This window comes from Pseudonocardia sp. NPDC049154 (assembly GCF_040648315.1).
Taxonomy (GTDB): Bacteria; Actinomycetota; Actinomycetes; order Mycobacteriales; family Pseudonocardiaceae; genus Pseudonocardia.
On sequence record NZ_JBEZDN010000032.1, the window covers coordinates 1 to 17232 of the forward strand.

The following is a 17232-nucleotide window of genomic DNA, read 5'->3' on the forward strand; positions in this document are numbered from 1 at the left end:
GGGCCCCCCGCCCACCCCCCCGCCCCCCCCCACCCCCCACACCCCCGGCCCGGCGGGCCCCCCCCCCCCGCCCCCGCCCCCCGGCAGGTGCTCCGGCCGCACCGCCGCGACCACCCCGGCCGCCCACAGCGCGGCCCGCCGGTCGATCCCGAAGCAGCCGAACGCCCCCGCGGTGGCCAGCGCCTCCGCCTGCGGCCCGGTGAGCCGCACCCGGCGGGCCAGGTCGGCGAGGTCCCGGTACGGGCCCCCGCGCTCCCGTTCGGCCTCGATCTCCTCGGCGAGCTCCGTGCCGACCGTGCGGATCTCGCGCAACCCGGTGCGGATCGCCCGCCCTCCGGCGCTCTCCTCGTCCGGCTCGAGGATCGCCGCGGCCCCGCCGACGTTGACGTCCGGCCCGCGGACCCGCACCCCGTGCCGCCGGGCGTCGGCGACCAGGGACTGCGGGGAGTAGAAGCCCATCGGCTGGGAGTTCAGCAGCGCCGCGCAGAAGGCCGCCGGGTGGTACAGCTTGAACCAGGAGCTGTAGTAGACCAGCGACGCGAAGCTGATCGAGTGGCTCTCCGGGAAGCCGAAGTTGGAGAAGGCCAGCATCTTCCGGAAGATCGTCTCCGCGACGTCGTCCGGGATCCCCCGGGTCACCATCCCCGCGAAGAACCGCTCCCGCAGCCGCTCCATCTTCTCCGTGGAGCGCTTGGAACCCATGGCGCGGCGCAGCTCGTCCGCGTCGGCGGCGGAGAAACCCGCGACGTCGACCGCGATCTGCATGAGCTGCTCCTGGAACAGCGGCACGCCGAGGGTCTTCTCCAGCGCGCCCGCCAGCAGCGGGTGGTCGTACTCCCACTCCTCGAGCCCGTTGCGCCGCCGGATGTACGGGTGCACCGAGCCGCCCTGGATCGGTCCGGGCCGGATCAGCGCCACCTCGACGACCAGGTCGTAGAACTCGCGCGGTTTGAGCCGGGGCAGCGTGGCCATCTGCGCCCGGGACTCGACCTGGAACACGCCCACCGAGTCGGCCCGCTGCAGCATCTCGTACACCGCCGGGTCGCTCTCCCCGAGCTCGTGCAGCTCGACCTCGTACCCCTCGTGCTCCTCGACCAGGTCCATCATCAGGTGCAGCGCGGTGAGCATCCCCAACCCGAGCAGGTCGAACTTGACCAGCCCGGCGGCGGCGCAGTCGTCCTTGTCCCACTGGACGACCGTCCGGTCCTCCATCCGCGCCCATTCCACCGGCACGACCTCCGACACGGGCCGGTCGCAGATCACCATGCCGCCGGAGTGGATCCCGAGGTGCCGCGGGAAGCCGAGCAGCTGGTCGGCCAGCGCCAGCACCGGCACGGGCAGGTCCTCCGGGACGGTCTCGGTGTCGAGCCCCGTCCAGCGCTCGATCCGCTTGCTCCACGCGTCCTGCTGGCCGGGCGAGAAGCCCAGTGCCTTCGCCATGTCCCGCACCGCCGACCGCGGCCGGTAGGTGATCACGTTGGCCACCTGGGCCGCGTGCGTGCGCGCGTACCGCTGGTAGACGTACTGGATCACCTCCTCGCGCCGGCCCGACTCGATGTCGAGGTCGATGTCCGGGTAGCCGTCCCGGTCCGGGGAGAGGAACCGCTCGAAGAGCAGGCCGTGGCGCACCGCGTCGACGTTGGTGATGCCCAGCGCGTAGCAGACCGCGGAGTTGGCGGCCGAGCCGCGGCCCTGGCAGAGGATCCCGGCCCGCCGGCAGAAGGCCACGATGTCGGCCACGATCAGGAAGTAGCCCGGGAAGTTCTTGGCCTCGATGATCGCCAGCTCGTGCGCGACCATGTCCGCGGCGAACCGGTTCTCCGCGCGGCTGCCGTACCGCTTCGCGACGCCCTGCCAGGTCAGCGCGCGCAGCCAGGTCGCCTCCGTCTCCCCCGGCGGCACGTCGAAGGGCGGCAGGTCCGGCGCCACCAGTTGCAGCTCGAAGGCCAGCTCCCGGCCCAGCTCCGCCGCCCGGCCCACCGCGCCCGGGTACCGCCGCTCGAACCGGGCCGCCATGGCCGCGCCGCCGCGCAGGTGCGCCCCACCGGCCGCGGGCAACCAGGGGTCCGCCTCGTCGAGGCTGCGGCGGGCACGCACCGCCGCCAGCGCCGACGCCAGCGGGAACCGGTCGGCCGTGGCGTAGTGCGCCCCGGTGGTGGCCACGGTCGGGACGCCGGCCTCGGCCGCCAGCCCGGCCAACAGGTCGTTGCGCTCGGTGTCGGTGGGCAGGCCCTGGTGGGTGAGCTCGACGGCCACGTTCTCCCGGCCGAACCGCTCGACCAGCCCGCGCAGCGCCTCCGCGGCCGCCGCGGGCCCGCCTGCCCGCAACGCCTGCTGCACCGTGCCCTTGCGGCACCCGGTGAGCGCGACGACGCGGCCGCGCGTGTCCTCGACGACCTCCACCGGGTCGTACACCGGACGGCCCTTCTCCGCCCCGCGCAGCTGTGCGGCGCTGATCGTGCGGCACAGCGCGCCGTAGCCCTCCGGGCCGCGCGCGAGCAGCAGCAGGTGACTGCCCTCCGGGTCCGGCACACCGTTCTGCGGGGCGGGCAGCCCGAGGCTCAGCTCGGCGCCGAAGACCGTGCGCACGCCCAGCTCGCGCGCGGCCTCGGCGAAGCGGACCACGCCGTACATCCCGTCGTGGTCGGTGAGGGCGATCGCTTCGAGGCCGAGCTCGTGGGCCTGCTCGACCAGCTCCTCGGGATGGCTCGCCCCGTCGAGGAAGCTGAAGTTGGAGTGGCAGTGCAGCTCCGCGTACGGGACGGTCTCCCCCGCCGGACCGGTGTGCTCGGGCGGCGGTTCGTACGGCTCACGCTTGCGGGACCACGCCGGCGAGTCGCCGCCGTCGGCCTCCGGGCCGCCGCGCATGCTCGAGCCGACGCGGCCCGACAACGCGGCCTCCAGCTCCCGCCAGGTGACGTCCGGGTTGCTCCATCCCATGCCCCGGAGCGTACTCGAACATCTGTTCTAACGGGCCGCCGCGACGGAGTTGTCCACAGGCAGGAACTGCTCCACCGCGGCCCGCACCGCCGCCTTCGGCCGCGCCCCGACGACCTGGGTGACCACCTGCCCGTCGACGTACAGGCTCAGCGTCGGCATGCCCATCACCCCGGCCGCCGCGGCGGCCTTCGGGGAGTCGTCGACGTCGAGCGCGACGATCTCCAGCCGCCCCGCCAGCTCCACCGCGAGCTCGGCCAGCACCGGCTTGATCATCCGGCAGGGCGGGCACCACGTCGCGGTGAAGTCGACCAGCACCGGCCCGGGCGCGCGTAGCACCCGGGACTCGAAGGTCTCGTCGGTGACGGTCTCGATCACGGTTCCTCCACGGTCAGTTCGCACCGGGGTACCGGTGCCCGCTCGCGCAGTGCGGACTGCAGCTGCGCCTCGAGCTCGGCGCGCACGGCACCGAGCCGGGCGAGGGACGCGTCCACCTCGGCGAGCTTCTGCCGGTACATCGCGATCGAGTCGGCGCAGCTCGCGCCGCTCGGGTGGCCCGCGCGCAGGCACTCGACGAAGGGCCGCGTCTCCTCCAGGGACAGGCCCAGCCCGACCAGCGCACGGATCTCGGCGAGCGCCCGCAGGTCCTCCTCGCCGTAGGTGCGGTAGCCGTTCGCCCGCCGTCGCGCGGGCAGCAACCCGAGCTCCTCGTAGTGCCGCAACGCCCGGGGGCTCACCCCGGCCCGTTCCGCCAGCTCGCCGATCCGCATCGTCCGTCCCCTCCCGCCGGCGACGCTAGACCTTGCCGCCGACGTGAACGCCACTATTCGAGTGGCGGGATCACCGTTCGGTCCTCATGATCCGGGTGAGGACCGTCGATCGGAGGGTCATGGTCGACCACCGTCACCGGGCGCCACACGCTGGGATCATGCGCACCAGCCTCACCGCCCTGCTCGCGGGACTCGCGGTGGCCTGTTCCGCCGCCACGCCCACGTCGCCGTCGCCCGTGCCGTCCGCCTTCTCGGACGGACTCGTGGCCAAGGTCAGCGGCGACGGAGCGTATGCCCAGCTCGGCGAGCTGCAGCGGATCGCCGACGCCCACGGCGGCAACCGCGCCACCGGGCGGCCGGGGTACGACGCGAGCGTCGACCACGTCGCCGAGGTGCTGCGCGGGGCGGGCTTCGAGGTCACCACCCCGACGTTCACCTTCCGGGACGCGCAGTACCGCAACGTGATCGCGCAGACCCGCACCGGCGATCCCGGGCAGGTCGTCCTCGCGGGTGCCCACCTGGATTCGGTGCGCGACGGCCCCGGCATCAACGACAACGGCACCGGGGTGGCGAACCTGCTGGAGATCGCCACGAAGATGGGCGGCTCCCCGCCGGTGGGCCGCGCCGTCCGCTTCGCGTTCTGGGGCGCCGAGGAGCGCGACTTCGAGGGCTCGCAGGGCTACGTCGACTCGCTGTCCGCGGCCGACCGCCGCGCGATCAGGCTGTACCTCAACCTCGACATGACGGCCTCGCCGAACGGGGGCTACTTCGTGCAGGGCGACGAGCCCGCCAGCCATGACCTCACGGCCCGGCTGACGGCGCTGGGGGCCGCGCCGGACACCCTGGAGTTCGACGACGGGTCGGACTACGCGGCCTTCGTGAAGGCCGGCATTCCGAGCGCGGGGCTGCTGGCGGGGGACGAGCAGGTCAAGACCGCCGACCAGGCCGCGAGGTGGGGCGGCACGGCGGGCCAGGTGTTCGACGGCTGCTACCACACGGCCTGCGACACCCTCACCAACGTGGACCGGGTCGCCCTGGACCGCTTCGGCGACGCCGCCGCGGGCACGCTCGGGAGCCTCGCGACCTCCACCACCTGATCGACGTCCACCCGGTCGCCCACCGGATGACGCCGGCCGGGCCGCTCCCCAGCCCCCGACCGGCGTCATCCGGGCCTGCCGGCGGCGCGGTACCGGGGGCTCCCCAGCGTCCGGTCGCGCGCGTCCGGCGGTCGTCGGGGCTCCGTCACCAGCTCCGACGACGTCCGTGATGCTGTGATCAGTCCACTCCCACCACCTGAGAAACACCTGTGCTGCGCCCGTGCGACACCCGTGGACCCGGGCCGGTCCGGGCGACCCACCCGATCGGGGTGATCGGCGCGCACCCCACCCATGCCGGACACTGTGCGACGACACGGTGACGGAGGGGGAACCATGCGGGGACGACGACTGGCGGCGACGGCGGCCGGGCTCGCGGTGCTCGTGCTCGCGGGGTGTTCCACGGCGCCCACCGCGCCCGCACCACCGTCCGCGACGGCCGTGGCGCCCGATCCGGGTCTGCCCGCCCGGCTGATGTCCACCGTGAGCGGCGACGGCGCCTTCGCCCGCCTGGAACGGCTGCAGCAGATCGCCGACGCGAACGGCGGCAACCGCGCCCTCGGTACCCCCGGCTACGACGCCAGCGTGGACTACGTGGCCCAGACCCTGCGCGACGCGGGGTTCACCGTGGACACCCCGACCTTCGACGTCCGCGCCTTCGCCGTGCAGGACCAGCGGCTGACCGTCGAGGGCCGCACCGTCGAGTCCACCGTCATGAGCTTCTCCCCGTCCACTCCGGCGGGCGGGGTGACGGCGCCACTGCACGTCGTGGCCCAGGACGCCACCTCGGGCTGCGAGGCCGAGGACTTCGCAGGCATGCCCGCCGGGGCGATAGCGCTGGTCAAGCGCGGCACCTGCCCCTTCGGCGCCAAGTCCGAGAACGCGAAGAAGGCGGGCGCCGCGGGGCTGGTCGTGGTCAACACCGAGAACGAGCGGCTCGACGGCACGCTGGGCGAGTCCACCGAGACCGTGCCGACCACGGGCGTGACCGCCTCCGCAGGCGCCGACCTCGCGACGAAGGGCGGCACGCCGATCACCCTGCTGCTGGCCACCACGACCCGGGACACCGTGAGTCGCAACGTGATCGCGCAGACGACGACCGGCGACCCGAACCGGGTCGTGATGGCCGGGGCGCACCTCGACTCGGTGCCCGAGGGGCCGGGGATCAACGACAACGGCACCGGCACAGCCGCGCTGCTCGAGCTCGCGACCGCGCTCGGCCCGACGCCGCCGGTGGCCAACGCCGTCCGGTTCGCCTGGTGGGGCGCCGAGGAGCTCGGGCTGGTCGGTTCCACCCGGTACGTCGCGGGGCTCGCGCCCGCCGACGCGCAGAAGATCGCGCTGTACGTGAACCTGGACATGGTCGGCTCGCCGAACGCCGGCTACCTCGTCTACGACGGCGACGACTCGGACAAGCAGGGCGCCGGCCCGGGCCCCGAGGGCTCGGCGGCCGTGGAGCGGGTGCTGCTCGACCAGCTCTCGGCCCTGGGCGTGCAGGGGTCGGGCACCGACTTCGACGGCCGCTCCGACTACGGCCCGTTCATCGCCGCCGGCATCCCCTCGGGCGGCCTGTTCACCGGGGCCGAGGAGCGCAAGTCGGCGCAGCAGGCCCAGCAGTGGGGCGGCCAGGCGGACCGCCCGTACGACGCCTGCTACCACCAGGCCTGCGACACCACGGCCAACGTCGACCGCACGGCGCTGGACCGCAACGTCGACGCCCTCGCGGGCACGGTCGGCCGGTTCGCCCTCGACCTGACCGGGGTGCCCCAGCGGCAGTCGTAGCGGCGGTCGCAGGGCCGGTCGTGGGGCGGCCGGTCGTGGCGCGGCCGGTCGGGCCGTCGGTCGTGGGGCGGCCGATCGTGGCGCCGTCAGTCGTAGATGCCGGTGACCCACCACCGCTCCTCCCGGTACAGCAGGAGCAGGGCCACCCCGTCGGCCAGCTCGACCTGCAGCCGCGACCCGGTGAGGCCGTCGGCCGACCACCAGCGCCGGCGCACCGGCCAGGGCCCCGCCCAGTCCCGGACCTCCCGCGGGGGATGCCCGGTGAGCAGCAGCCGGTGCGGATCGGCCGCGAGCATGTCGGCCTCGTGCAGACCGACCGGCCTGCCCTCGGCGGTGTGCAGCTCGACCGGGATGGGCTCCTCCGGCATGGTCGCCGGCGACGGCGCCGGGAGACGGCCGGGCCAGGCGGGGACGGGGTCCCGCGCGGCCTTGCCGGTCCGGATCGGCCGCGACCGGCCGGGCTTGCGGGCGGCCGGACCCTGGGTCGCGGTCGGGGCGGTGCCCCGGAGCGCGGCCTCGGGGGCGTCGGGCGCGAACCCGCGCGGGGTCTCGCGCGGGAGCGGGGCCGGTTCGAGGACCGGGTCGAGCACGGGCACCGGTTCGCCGCCGACCACCCGCAGCCCGGCCGACGGGCCGTCCGGGTACGGGCCGAACCCCTCGACCGGCGGTTCGGCGGGCGGGCCCTCGAGGGGCCCGGCGGCACGGGAACCGGGCTCGCGGTCGTCGCCCCACGGGACGTACCGGACCCGCTCGTCCGGGTCGCGGCCGCCGGCGAGGACCGCGGTGACCACGGACTCCGGGCCGAGCAGCGCCTGGACCCGGACCAGCGCGCGCCCGGCCCGCTCGTCCGCCTCGCCGACGTCGCCCCACAGGCCGAGCTGCAGCGCCCCCGCGGTGACCGTCTCCTCCGGGGTGAGCCGCAGCTCGACGACGGCGCCGGAGCCGCCCCGGGTCAGCCACGAGTCGAGCTGCCAGCGCACCCGGTCGACCGTCCCGGACGGGGTGAGCGGCTCGGCGCAGCGCCAGACCCGCAGCAGCTCCTCCCCACCCTCGGTACGCGCCCACACCCCCAGCCGGGTGCAGGAGAGGCCGTGCCCGGCCAGGGTGCGGTGCAGCCGTTCGGCCAGCGTGCGGGCGGCGAACGCGGCGGCGTCGACCCGCGTGACGGGCGGGTCCAGCTCGATCGCGACGGCGAGCTCCTCGGGCGGGCACCGGCGCACGGGCGGGCGCGGGTCCAGGCCGCGGGCGAGCCGGTGGGCGAGGACGGCGTCGGCGCCGAACCGGGAGGCGACGTCCGCCTGGGCCAGCGCGCCGAACGCGCCGAGGCTGCGCAGGCCCAGGCGGCGCAGCAGGTCCACCAGCTCGGAGCGGTCCACGTCGGGCTCGCGGTCGAGCTCCTCCACCCCGAGCGGGGCGAGGAACTCCGCGCTGCGGCCGGGCTCGACCCCCACCCCGCGGCGGGCGGCGAGCACAGCGGCGAACAGCCCGTCGGCGAACCCGGTCTGGCACTCCACCCCGGTGCGCGCGGCGACCTGGTCGATCAGCCGCTCGGCCGCCTCGCGCTCGCCGCCGAAGAACCCGACCGGCCCCTTGGCCGGGAGCGCCAGCAGGCCGGGCCGGACCACCTCCACCCCCGGGGCCAGCTCCTCGACGGCGACGACCACCGGCTCGAACAGCCGCGCGTCCCGGTCCGGGGCCGGGGCCAGGACGGCGAGCTCGGGGCACCGCGCCTGGGCGTCCCGCCTGCGCAGCCCGCGCCGCACCCCCGCCGCCCGCGCCCCCGCCGAGCAGGCCACCACGCGGTTGGCCAGGAACACCGCAGCGGGGCGGTGGGCCGGGACGTGCGCGGCCTGCATCGCCGCGGTCACGGGCCAGTCCGGGGACCACAACGCCAGCACCCGCTCGCCGGGCTCAGCCATGAGAGCCCTCCCGGTGTGGGTGGCGGCCCGGAAGCTGGGGAGTCGGGACGGTCGCAGGCACCGGTCCGGAACGGCGATCTCCCGACACCTGCAGCATGATCACCGGGCGGGACCATTCGCGGCCGTCAATGGCGCGCGTCGGTCCGGATTGGTGATCTTGTGACACCCGCAGTGGCGTGATCGCCGGTTGGGACCGTTCACGGCCGTGAGCGGCGCACGTCGGTCCGGGGTGATGATCTCCGGGTCGGCCGGCCGCCGGTCGGGAGCTCCGTCGATCGTGGGAGTCGCTCACGAGACCGCCGCCCGGGCCACGGGGATGTCCGTCCACTCGTCGATCGGGGTGGCACGGCGGATCTCCTCGCGCTCCGCGACCGCACCGCCGGGCCCGGGGAGCAGCAGCTCCGCCTCGCGTCCGGAGGCCCCCGTGCCGCGGCCGGTCGACCGCACCACCGCACACCGCGAGCGCAACCGGCCCGCGCCGCGCGCGACGCCCCGCCACTCCGCCTGCGAGCACCCGAGAACCAGATCGGCACCCGGCCAGGCACCCAGGGCGAGCAGCACCGCACCGCGCTGCCGGGCCCGCGCCTCCAGCCGCTCCCGGTCGGCCGCGCGCACCCCCGCCCGCTCGGCGCCCGCGACCACGACGAGGTCCAGCCCGTCGAGCAACGCGGCGGTGACCGCGACGAGGTCCGCGCCGGGCCGGGGTACCAGCGCGAGCCGCTCCAGCCGGATCCCGGCCTCCGCGGCCGCGACCGCGCCGAGCCCGGGCGCCCCGACCACCCCCGCCCACGCGCCCTCGGCCGAGGCCTCGGCGAGCAGCCCGAACAGCAGGGACGTCGATCCCGGGCCGGTCGAGACCGACACGGTGGAGCCGCGCCGCAGCCCGCCCCCGGGCAGCAGCGGAGCCAGCGGGGCGACGACCGGGAGGACCCGCCCGTCGTCGCCCGGCGTCGGCGCGGGACGGGCCGCCACGGAGGACCGGTTCTCCATCCGCCGCAGCAGCCCGCGGGCCGTCGCGAGCCGCTCGGCGGCGCTCTCCCCGCCCGACCCTCCCGAACCCGCCGGACGGCCGGACCGGACCGGACGCCCCGCTCCGTGGACCCGCAGGTTCCGGGTGCGCGGGTCGGCGGGCGGGCGACCGCTCCCCACGATCACGCCGCCCTCCGGGTCCTCGCCCTCCCCGTGCCCCGGCCCGTCGACCGGCCAGGGATCCGTGTCGAACGCCGCCTCGAGCGCCCAGGCCTCACTCACGGCGCACCGCCGTCCGGAGCGGGGCGGGCCGACGTGGCGGGAGCAGAGACCCGGCACACCCTCTGCTGCAGTCGCACACCCTGTCGACGACCTGTACGGCGCCACTCCGGGTGTACGAGCAGGTCGGAGCGGGTGTGTGAGGGCGAAAGGGGTGTGCGGGCTGCCGACTGGACGCGGCAGGGAGAAACGGGTGTGCGGGTTGCTGCCCGAGCGCCGCCACGCGAAACGGGTGCTCGGGGTGCGGAGCGGGTGTGCCAGAGCGCGGAGCGGATGTACCAGGGTGCGGAGCGGATGTGCCGGGGTGCGGAGCGGATGTGCCGGGGTGCGGAGCGGATGTGCCGGGGTGCGGAGCGGATGTGCCGGGGTGCGGAGCGGATGTGCCGGGGTGGAACGGTCGCCGGCAGACACGCCGCGGCCAGCGCAGCTGCACCGGCACCGCCCGCGACACCGGAACGCGGCGCGCTGGGACGCGACTCGCTGAGACGCGGGCGACTGAGACACGGACGACTGAGACACGGACGACGCGGGCAGCCTGACGGCAGCTCACGACACACCTCCCCCGCACGACGGGCACACCGCGGGGAAGACGGCGTTCGAACTTTTGTTCGAACTCTAGCTCAGTCCACCGACGCCCTCAACCCGCGATCGGGTGGACCCGGAGGGGCCGCGCACGTGATCGTTTCGAGCGACACTTCACTGCGACACCGACAGCAACACGGTGCCACTCAGGCCGATCACAACCGCTTGATCGATCCGAGCGCTACCGCTCTGCTCACGCCACGACAGCACCGTCACACTCGGAACGATCACGACAGGCGCTCAGTTGAGCACCGGCCGCGCGATCAATCCGAGCGCTGGCGCACAGCTGCCGGCACAGCAGCCGCGTCACACTCGGAAGATCATGGTTCGGCTGATGCTCACACCGCTCACCAGCCCATGATCGCTCCGAGCGCTACCGGGCAACAGCCGCGATGACCGCACCGTCACGCTCGAAACGATCACGGCCCTCTGCGTCGCGCCCGACCCGATCACCAGCCAGGTGATCAACCCCAGCGCTCCCGCACTGCTGCTGGCGCAACAGCCGCGTCACACTCGGAATGATCACGGCCGGGTGCCCGCTCGGGCCGCATGATCGATCTGAACGCCGCAGCACCGCTGCCCGCCCGACAGCAGCGTCCCGCTTGAAACGATCACGGCCCGTGCGAAGGCCCATCATCACCCACATGATCATTCCGAGTGCTACGGGACAGCCGCAGCCGCGACATCGCCGTCACACTCGGAACGATCAGGGCGTGCGGGCGTGAGGGCGCCCGCCGGCGGGATCAGTGGGCGAAGTGCCGGGTGCCGGTGAGGTAGAGCGTCACGCCCGCCTCCGCGGCCGCGGCGGTGACCTGGTCGTCCCGGATCGAGCCGCCCGGGTGCACGACGGCCTTGACGCCGCCCTCGATCAGCACCTCGAGGCCGTCGGGGAAGGGGAAGAAGGCGTCGGAGGCCGCGACCGCGCCGCGCGCCCGCTCCCCGGCCCGGCTGACCGCGAGCCGGCAGGAGTCGACCCGGTTGACCTGCCCCATCCCGACACCGACCGCCGCCCCGTCCGACGCGAGCAGGATCGCGTTGGACTTCACCGCGCGGCAGGCGCGCCAGGCGAAGGCCAGGTCGGCGAGGGTCTGCTCGTCCGCGGCCTCGCCGGCGACCAGCTTCCAGGAGGAGGGGTCGTCGCCCGGGGCGTCGACCGCGTCGCGCTGCTGCATCAGCAGGCCGCCGCTGATCGGGCGGATCTCGGCGCCGTGCCGGGCGACCTCGCCGTCGATCCGCAGCAGCCGGATGTTCTTCTTCGACCGCAGGATCTCCAGCGCCTCCGGCGCGAACCCGGGGGCCACCACGACCTCGGTGAAGATGTCCTTGACCTGCTGCGCCATCTCGACCGACACCTCGCGGCTGGTCGCGATCACGCCGCCGTACGCGCTGACCGGGTCGGTGGCGTGGGCCTTGCGGTGGGCCTCGGCGACGTCGGCACCCACCGCGATCCCGCACGGGTTGGCGTGCTTGATCACCGCGACGGCCGGCCGGTCGCCGTGGTCGTGCGCGGCGCGCCAGGCGGCGTCGGCGTCGACGTAGTTGTTGTAGGACATCTCCTTGCCGTGCAGCTGCTCGGCGCGCGCCAGCCCGGACCCGCCGGCCTCGGAGGTGTAGATCGCGGCGGCCTGGTGCGGGTTCTCGCCGTAGCGCAGGGTGGCCTTGCGGGTCCACGTCGCGCCCGCCCACTCCGGGAAGGCCGACTCGCCGCCGACCAGCACCGATCCCATCCAGGAGGCGACGGCGACGTCGTAGGCCGCGGTGTGCCGGAACGCCTCGGCCGCGAGCCGGCGCCGGTCCTCCAGCACGAACCCGCCGGCGGCGATCTGCTCGAGCGCCCAGGCGTACTTCGCCGGGTCGGTGATCACGGCGAGGCTGTCGTGGTTCTTCGCCGACGCCCGGACCATCGCGGGCCCGCCGATGTCGATCTGCTCGACGCACTCCGCCGGCGTCGCGCCCGAGGCCACGGTCTCGGTGAACGGGTACAGGTTCGAGACGAGCAGGTCGAACGGCGCGATGCCCAGCTGCTCGAGCTGTTCGAGGTGCTCCGGCTTACGGGTGTCGGCGAGCAGGCCGGCGTGCACGCGCGGGTGCAGGGTCTTGACCCGGCCGTCGAGGCACTCGGGGAACCCGGTCAGCTCCTCGACGGGCGTGACGGGCACCCCGGCGTCGGCGATCCGCTGCGCGGTCGAGCCGGTCGAGACGATCTCCACGCCCGCCGCGTGCAGCCCGGTCGCCAGGTCGAGCAGCCCGGCCTTGTCGTAGACGCTGATCAGGGCCCGCTTGACCGGCCTGCGTTCGCTCACTGGACTCTCGCCTCTCGGTTGCACAGCGTCTTTCCGGTACCCAGCGTCGCGACGGTGGCCACGAGCAACCGCCGCTCCGCGATCTTGATGCGTTCGTGCAGCACGGCCTCGGTGTCGCCGGGCAGCACGGGGACGGCCTCCTGGGCCAGGATCGGCCCGGTGTCCACGCCGGCGTCGACCAGGTGGACGGTGGTCCCGGTGACCGTGACGCCGTGGGCGAGGGCGTCGCGGACGGCGTGCGCGCCGGGGAACGCGGGCAGCAGCGCCGGGTGGGTGTTGATGATGGGGCGGCCGATGCCGTCGAGGAACGGCGCCCCGAGGATCCGCATGAACCCCGCGCTGACGACGAGGTCCGGCCGGTGCTCCAGGACGGCGGCCAGCAGCGCGCGGTCCCACGCCGGGCGGTCCGGGTGCTCGGCGGGCCGCACGGTGAAGGTGGGGACGCCGGAGCGGGTGGCCCGGTTCAGCGCCTCGACGCCCGGCCGGTCGGTCCCGAGGGCGACGACCTCCGCCGGGTGGGCCGGATCGAGCGCGGCGTCGAGCAAGGCCTGCAGCAGGGTGCCGGAGCCCGAGGCGAGCACCACCAGGCGGGCGCGCCCGGGTGGGCCGTCCCGCGACGTGGGCTGTGCGCTCGTCGGGGCGGGCACGGATCTCCTCGGGCGGGCGGCTCTGACGGACCCCTCCAGCCTAGGCCGCGACGGCGGTCACAGCGCGAGGACCTGCCCCGATCCAGTCAGGAGGCCGTGATCCGCGTGCGGGCAGGGAGACGTTCGGGAAGCGAGCGTCCCGCTGCCCGGACGTGGATCAAGGGTTGTGACGTGGTGGGAGCACCGTCCGAACGAGGACGCCGGGCCGCAGTGCCGACTCCGGATGGGGATCATGGAGCGTCGCTGTCGCGTTCCTCGGCCTCGCGGGCCGCACGTTCTTCCGCCTGCCTCGCCCGCAGGGCGACGAGCTCACCCACCGTGCGCGGGCGTGGCTCGGGTTCGGTGGGCTGCGCGGGGGCGGCCCGGCCCGCGGAAGCCTCGGCGGGCTCGGTCGGCTCGGCGCGCTCGGGCCGGTCCGCGTGGTCCTCCCCGTTCCCGCGCTCGGATCGCTCGTCGGACTCGGTGCCCCCGGCTGGAGCGGACGATACGAGGCGCTCCTCGACGAGCTCGGCCTTGTTCTCGACGACCTTACGGTTCGCGTCAGGCGCAAGGTCCTCGACGGCGCGAAGCGCCGGGGGTTGCGCAGCACCCGGGCGGAAGCGGACCGGACGGCTGCGGGTGCCGTTGCTGCGCTCCTGCCGACGGGCGCGAGCGCGCTCCACCGCCCGCCCGCGGCCGGTGCGAGCGCGACCGTCCCGGCTGCGCGAGCTGCCGGATGCCCGGCTGCGTGGCACGTCCTCCCGGTCGGGCGCCGCATCCTCGGCTGGGTCGGCCTCAGACGACGAGTCCCTGCCCACCACATCGTCGACGCGCTGCTTCGCGCCTGCAGCGCCCTCAGCGCCGGCGGCGTCAGCGCCCTCAGCGCCCTCAGCGCCGGCGGCGTCAGCGCCCTCAGCGCCGGCGGCGCCGTTCGGATCGTGGGCGGCCGGACCGCTGGCAGCATCATTGCGACCGTGGCCAGCGCGATCGGCCGCCTCGCCCTCCGAAGCCTCGCCGCGCCCCGAGCCGTCGCGGCGGGCGGAGCCAGCAGAGCCACTGAACTCGTCGGGCTCACCGGAGTCGCCGAACCCGTCGGAGGCATCGGAGCCCTCGGTACGTTCAGGGCCGTCGGAGCCCTCGGCGCGCCCGGGCCCGTTCGCCCCGTCCTCCGAGTCGTCGGCATCGTCGGCGCGGTCCCAGTCGTCCCCGTCCTCGACCTGATCAGGCGCACCGTCCTCGCGAACCGCCTCGGCCGGGCCGCCCTCCCCGGCGGCGACCTCCTCCTCGGCCCCGTACCCGTCCCGGTACCAGCCGAGCTCCTCGTCGTCCCGGACCTCCTCCGGCCCGGGGCCACCCCGCTGCACCAGCGCGAGGACCGCCGCGGGCCCGCCGATCCACACCACGACCGCGAGCAGGACGAGCCAGGCGGGCATCGCGACCGGGTCGTACCGCCCCGCCGCCAACCGCCCGCCGGCCAGGCTGGCGATGAGCGCCGCGACCAGGGCGAGGGTGCCCGCCGCAACCGCGACCGCCCGCATCCGCTCCGGCAGCGTGGACTCCGGGCCCAGCACGGTCCGGCAGATCCCGCCGACGACCAGCCCGATCCCGACCGGCACGATCACCGCGACGACGGCCCAGGCCGGCGACGGCACCGTCGGCAGGGCCCCGAGCAGCGGGAACGGGGGCAGCGGGGCGGGTGCGCCGCCGAACGGCGTCCACGCCCCGAGCCCGACGTCGACGCCCGGGCCCAGCAACCAGGACGCGCCGGCGATCGCGGCGTTCGGCAGGTAGGCCAGGCCCAGCAGCGTCATCCCCAGAGCCGCACCGCCCGTCGGCGCCAACGCCTGGTAGAGGCCGTGCACCCGGCCGGCCCCGACGACGAGCCCCACCAGAACGGCGAGTGCACCGGCGAGCAGGAGCGCGGCGCCGCCGACCGCTGCGGCCGCGAGTCCGGCGGCCGGCCAGCCCTGCAGCCGCTCCCGCCAGTCCGCCGGCAGACCGCAGGCGCGCAGTACGCCGATCCCGGCACCGACCGCGGCGATCAGCCCCGCGCCGAGCATCGCCGCCCAGGGGGCGGCGCCGACCGCGGCCGAAGTCGGCAGCAGGGCGCTGCCGAGCACCGCGACGGCCGCGTGTGCACCGGCCGAGGCGGCGACGACCGCGCCGGCGTCCTGCCGGATCCGGCACCCCAGCCGTCGGGCCGCCCACCGCGCGCCCCACGCGACGACGACGATCACCGCCACCGTCGGGAGCAGCGGCAGCACGCTCAGCGGCTGCCCCTCCAGCGCCAGCGGGATGAGGTGGGCCGCCAGCCAGAGCGGGATGGCGGCGGCGAATGCCCCGTCGACGGAGCTGTCCGCGCCGCCGCCCGCGAGCACCACGAGCAGGGCCGCGGGCACGAGCATCGCGTAACTGACCAGCACGGTGCCCATCGCCGCGGCGAGGACGATGCGGAGCCGGTCGAGGCCCTCGGGGACCTCCGGCCCGGACGTCTCGGCCGCGTCGGTCGCGACGTCCGGCTCCTCCTCCGCACGGTCCGGGGCACGCAGCGAACGGGTCACCCCGCCAGCGTCGCAGCGCGGGCGCCGGGAGTCAGGCCGCCACGCCGGGGCCGCCGGGGTGCGGGCGGACGCCACCCCCCGGTGCGGGAGGTCCCGCCTCGCCGAAGCTCGGAGCACTCCTCGCCGACGCTCAGGGCACGCTTCGCCGACGCCCGGCCCGGACTCGCCGAAGCCCACAGCGCGACTCGCCGAAGCCACAGCCCGACTAGCGCTACCGGAACCCCCGACTCGCGGTGCCAGAACCCCCGACTCGCGCTACCGGAACCCCCGACTCGCGCTACCGGAACCCCCGACTCGCGCTACCGGAACCCCCGACTCGCGGTGCCAGAACCCCCGACTCGCGGTGCCAGAACTCCCGACTCGCGGGACAGCACCCCCTGCCGGGGAGTGCTCAGCTCTCGCTGCGGCGCTCGCCCTCGGTCGGGATCCGGGTGGTGCGGTCGGCCTCGGCCCGCCCGTGCCGGCCGCTGCCCTGCTCATCGCCCCCACGGGGCGACTCGATCCGCGTCTGCTCCAGCTCACTGGGCTGCCCGCCCGGCGGCGTCGGCGACGGCGCACCGGACTCGGTCGCGCCGGCCCACCCGGTCTGCGGCTGCCCCTGGCCCGCCTGCGGGCCGGGCTGGGGACCCTGCTGACCGGGGACCTGCGCCGGCCCCGGCTGGCCGGACGGCCCCTGCTGACCGGGCCCGGGCTGCGGCTGGCCCCACGGTCCGCCCTCGTAGCCCTGCGGCTGGCCGTACGGCGCCTGCTGCGGCGGCGGACCCTGCGGCGACCAGCCGTAGCCGTACTGGCCACCCGGTCCGGGCTGCTGGACGTAGCCCCCGCCCTGCCCGGGCGGCGGGTATCCGCCGTACTGCTGGCCGTAGGGACCGTACTGCTGGCCGTAGCCCTGCGGCGCCTGCTGCGGCTTGCGCGCGGGCATGCTCAGCAGCCCGGCCTCCATCAGCACCGCGCCGCCCAGCGCCGCGGCCGCGAGGAACGCGAGCACGAGCGCCACGATCTCGATGCCGCCGACGGCGAACTGCGCCGCCGCCACGGCGACCTGCACCAGCGACAGGAAACCGACGACGGCGATCACCGCCCCCGGCACGAGCACCTTCCCCGCCGCCCGCGGCAGCAGCGCCGCCGCGGCGAGCAGGCCGCCCGCCAGCACCAGCGACGGCCCGTACAGCAGGCTGCTCAGCGGGGAGAAGAAGCCGAGCAGGTAGACGACGAGTGCCAGCCCGGCCCCCGCCATGACGAGGGTGCGCGCGGGACCCTGCAGCGGCGCCGGTGCCTCCCCGGTCGCCGGCTCCGGACTCGCTCCGGTCTGGCTCATGACCACTCCCTTGCCCGTTCTCGTGGAACCGGGGCGACGCTAGCCGACGGCCGCGGACGGCTTCGGTCGGCCCGCGTCCCCCGACACGACAA

Annotated in this window: 11 protein-coding genes; 2 read left to right on the forward strand and 9 right to left on the reverse strand. The window is 75.5% G+C overall.

The features are described 5' to 3' along the window. The 3 genes from AB0B41_RS17635 to AB0B41_RS17645 all read right to left on the reverse strand — a co-directional run. On the reverse strand, nucleotides 1–2940 hold a 2940-nt coding region (locus AB0B41_RS17635; RefSeq protein WP_358204250.1), incomplete at its 3' end, for an error-prone DNA polymerase. A gap of 27 nt (nucleotides 2941–2967) precedes the next feature. Next, nucleotides 2968–3315 (reverse strand): thioredoxin, encoded by a 348-nt coding sequence (trxA, locus tag AB0B41_RS17640; protein ID WP_358204252.1) that lies wholly within the window; start codon nucleotides 3313–3315, stop codon nucleotides 2968–2970. Continuing rightward, on the reverse strand, nucleotides 3312–3707 hold the full coding sequence (locus tag AB0B41_RS17645; RefSeq protein WP_358204255.1) for a MerR family transcriptional regulator: 396 nt from the start codon (nucleotides 3705–3707) through the stop codon (nucleotides 3312–3314). The genes trxA and AB0B41_RS17645 overlap by 4 nt, the downstream gene beginning before the upstream one ends. A 158-nt stretch (nucleotides 3708–3865) precedes the next feature. On the opposite strand from AB0B41_RS17645, the gene AB0B41_RS17650 reads away from it, so the two are divergent. Together AB0B41_RS17650 and AB0B41_RS17655 are read left to right on the forward strand one after the other, a co-directional pair. Continuing rightward, a complete protein-coding gene (locus AB0B41_RS17650; protein WP_358204257.1) occupies nucleotides 3866–4804 on the forward strand; it encodes a M28 family peptidase in 939 nt (312 codons plus the stop codon). A gap of 333 nt (nucleotides 4805–5137) precedes the next feature. Continuing rightward, the gene (locus AB0B41_RS17655) at nucleotides 5138–6583 is read left to right on the forward strand and encodes a M28 family peptidase (protein ID WP_358204259.1); all 1446 of its coding nucleotides are present in this window, start codon (nucleotides 5138–5140) and stop codon (nucleotides 6581–6583) included. Nucleotides 6584–6669: 86 nt separating this feature from the next. On the opposite strand, the gene AB0B41_RS17660 is transcribed toward AB0B41_RS17655, so the two are convergent. From AB0B41_RS17660 to AB0B41_RS17685, 6 genes are all read right to left on the reverse strand, one after another. After that, on the reverse strand, nucleotides 6670–8502 hold the full coding sequence (locus AB0B41_RS17660) for a DNA polymerase Y family protein (RefSeq protein WP_358204261.1): 1833 nt from the start codon (nucleotides 8500–8502) through the stop codon (nucleotides 6670–6672). Between the two features lie 288 nt (nucleotides 8503–8790). After that, the gene (locus AB0B41_RS17665) at nucleotides 8791–9753 is read right to left on the reverse strand and encodes a hypothetical protein (RefSeq protein WP_358204264.1); all 963 of its coding nucleotides are present in this window, start codon (nucleotides 9751–9753) and stop codon (nucleotides 8791–8793) included. A 1322-nt stretch (nucleotides 9754–11075) separates the two neighbouring features. Beyond that, the gene (purH, locus tag AB0B41_RS17670) at nucleotides 11076–12635 is read right to left on the reverse strand and encodes a bifunctional phosphoribosylaminoimidazolecarboxamide formyltransferase/IMP cyclohydrolase (protein WP_358204266.1); all 1560 of its coding nucleotides are present in this window, start codon (nucleotides 12633–12635) and stop codon (nucleotides 11076–11078) included. After that, nucleotides 12632–13282 carry a phosphoribosylglycinamide formyltransferase gene (gene purN / locus AB0B41_RS17675; RefSeq protein ID WP_358204268.1) on the reverse strand — a complete coding sequence of 217 codons (651 nt, stop codon included), beginning with the start codon at nucleotides 13280–13282 and terminating at the stop codon, nucleotides 12632–12634. Before purN ends, purH begins: the two co-directional genes overlap by 4 nt. 230 nt (nucleotides 13283–13512) lie before the next feature. Next, nucleotides 13513–15822 (reverse strand): DUF6350 family protein, encoded by a 2310-nt coding sequence (locus tag AB0B41_RS17680; protein WP_358204270.1) that lies wholly within the window; start codon nucleotides 15820–15822, stop codon nucleotides 13513–13515. Between the two features lie 391 nt (nucleotides 15823–16213). Next, nucleotides 16214–17140, reverse strand: coding sequence for a DUF5336 domain-containing protein (locus AB0B41_RS17685; protein ID WP_358204272.1), 927 nt, complete (start codon nucleotides 17138–17140; stop codon nucleotides 16214–16216). Between the last annotated feature and the right edge of the window lie 92 nt (nucleotides 17141–17232).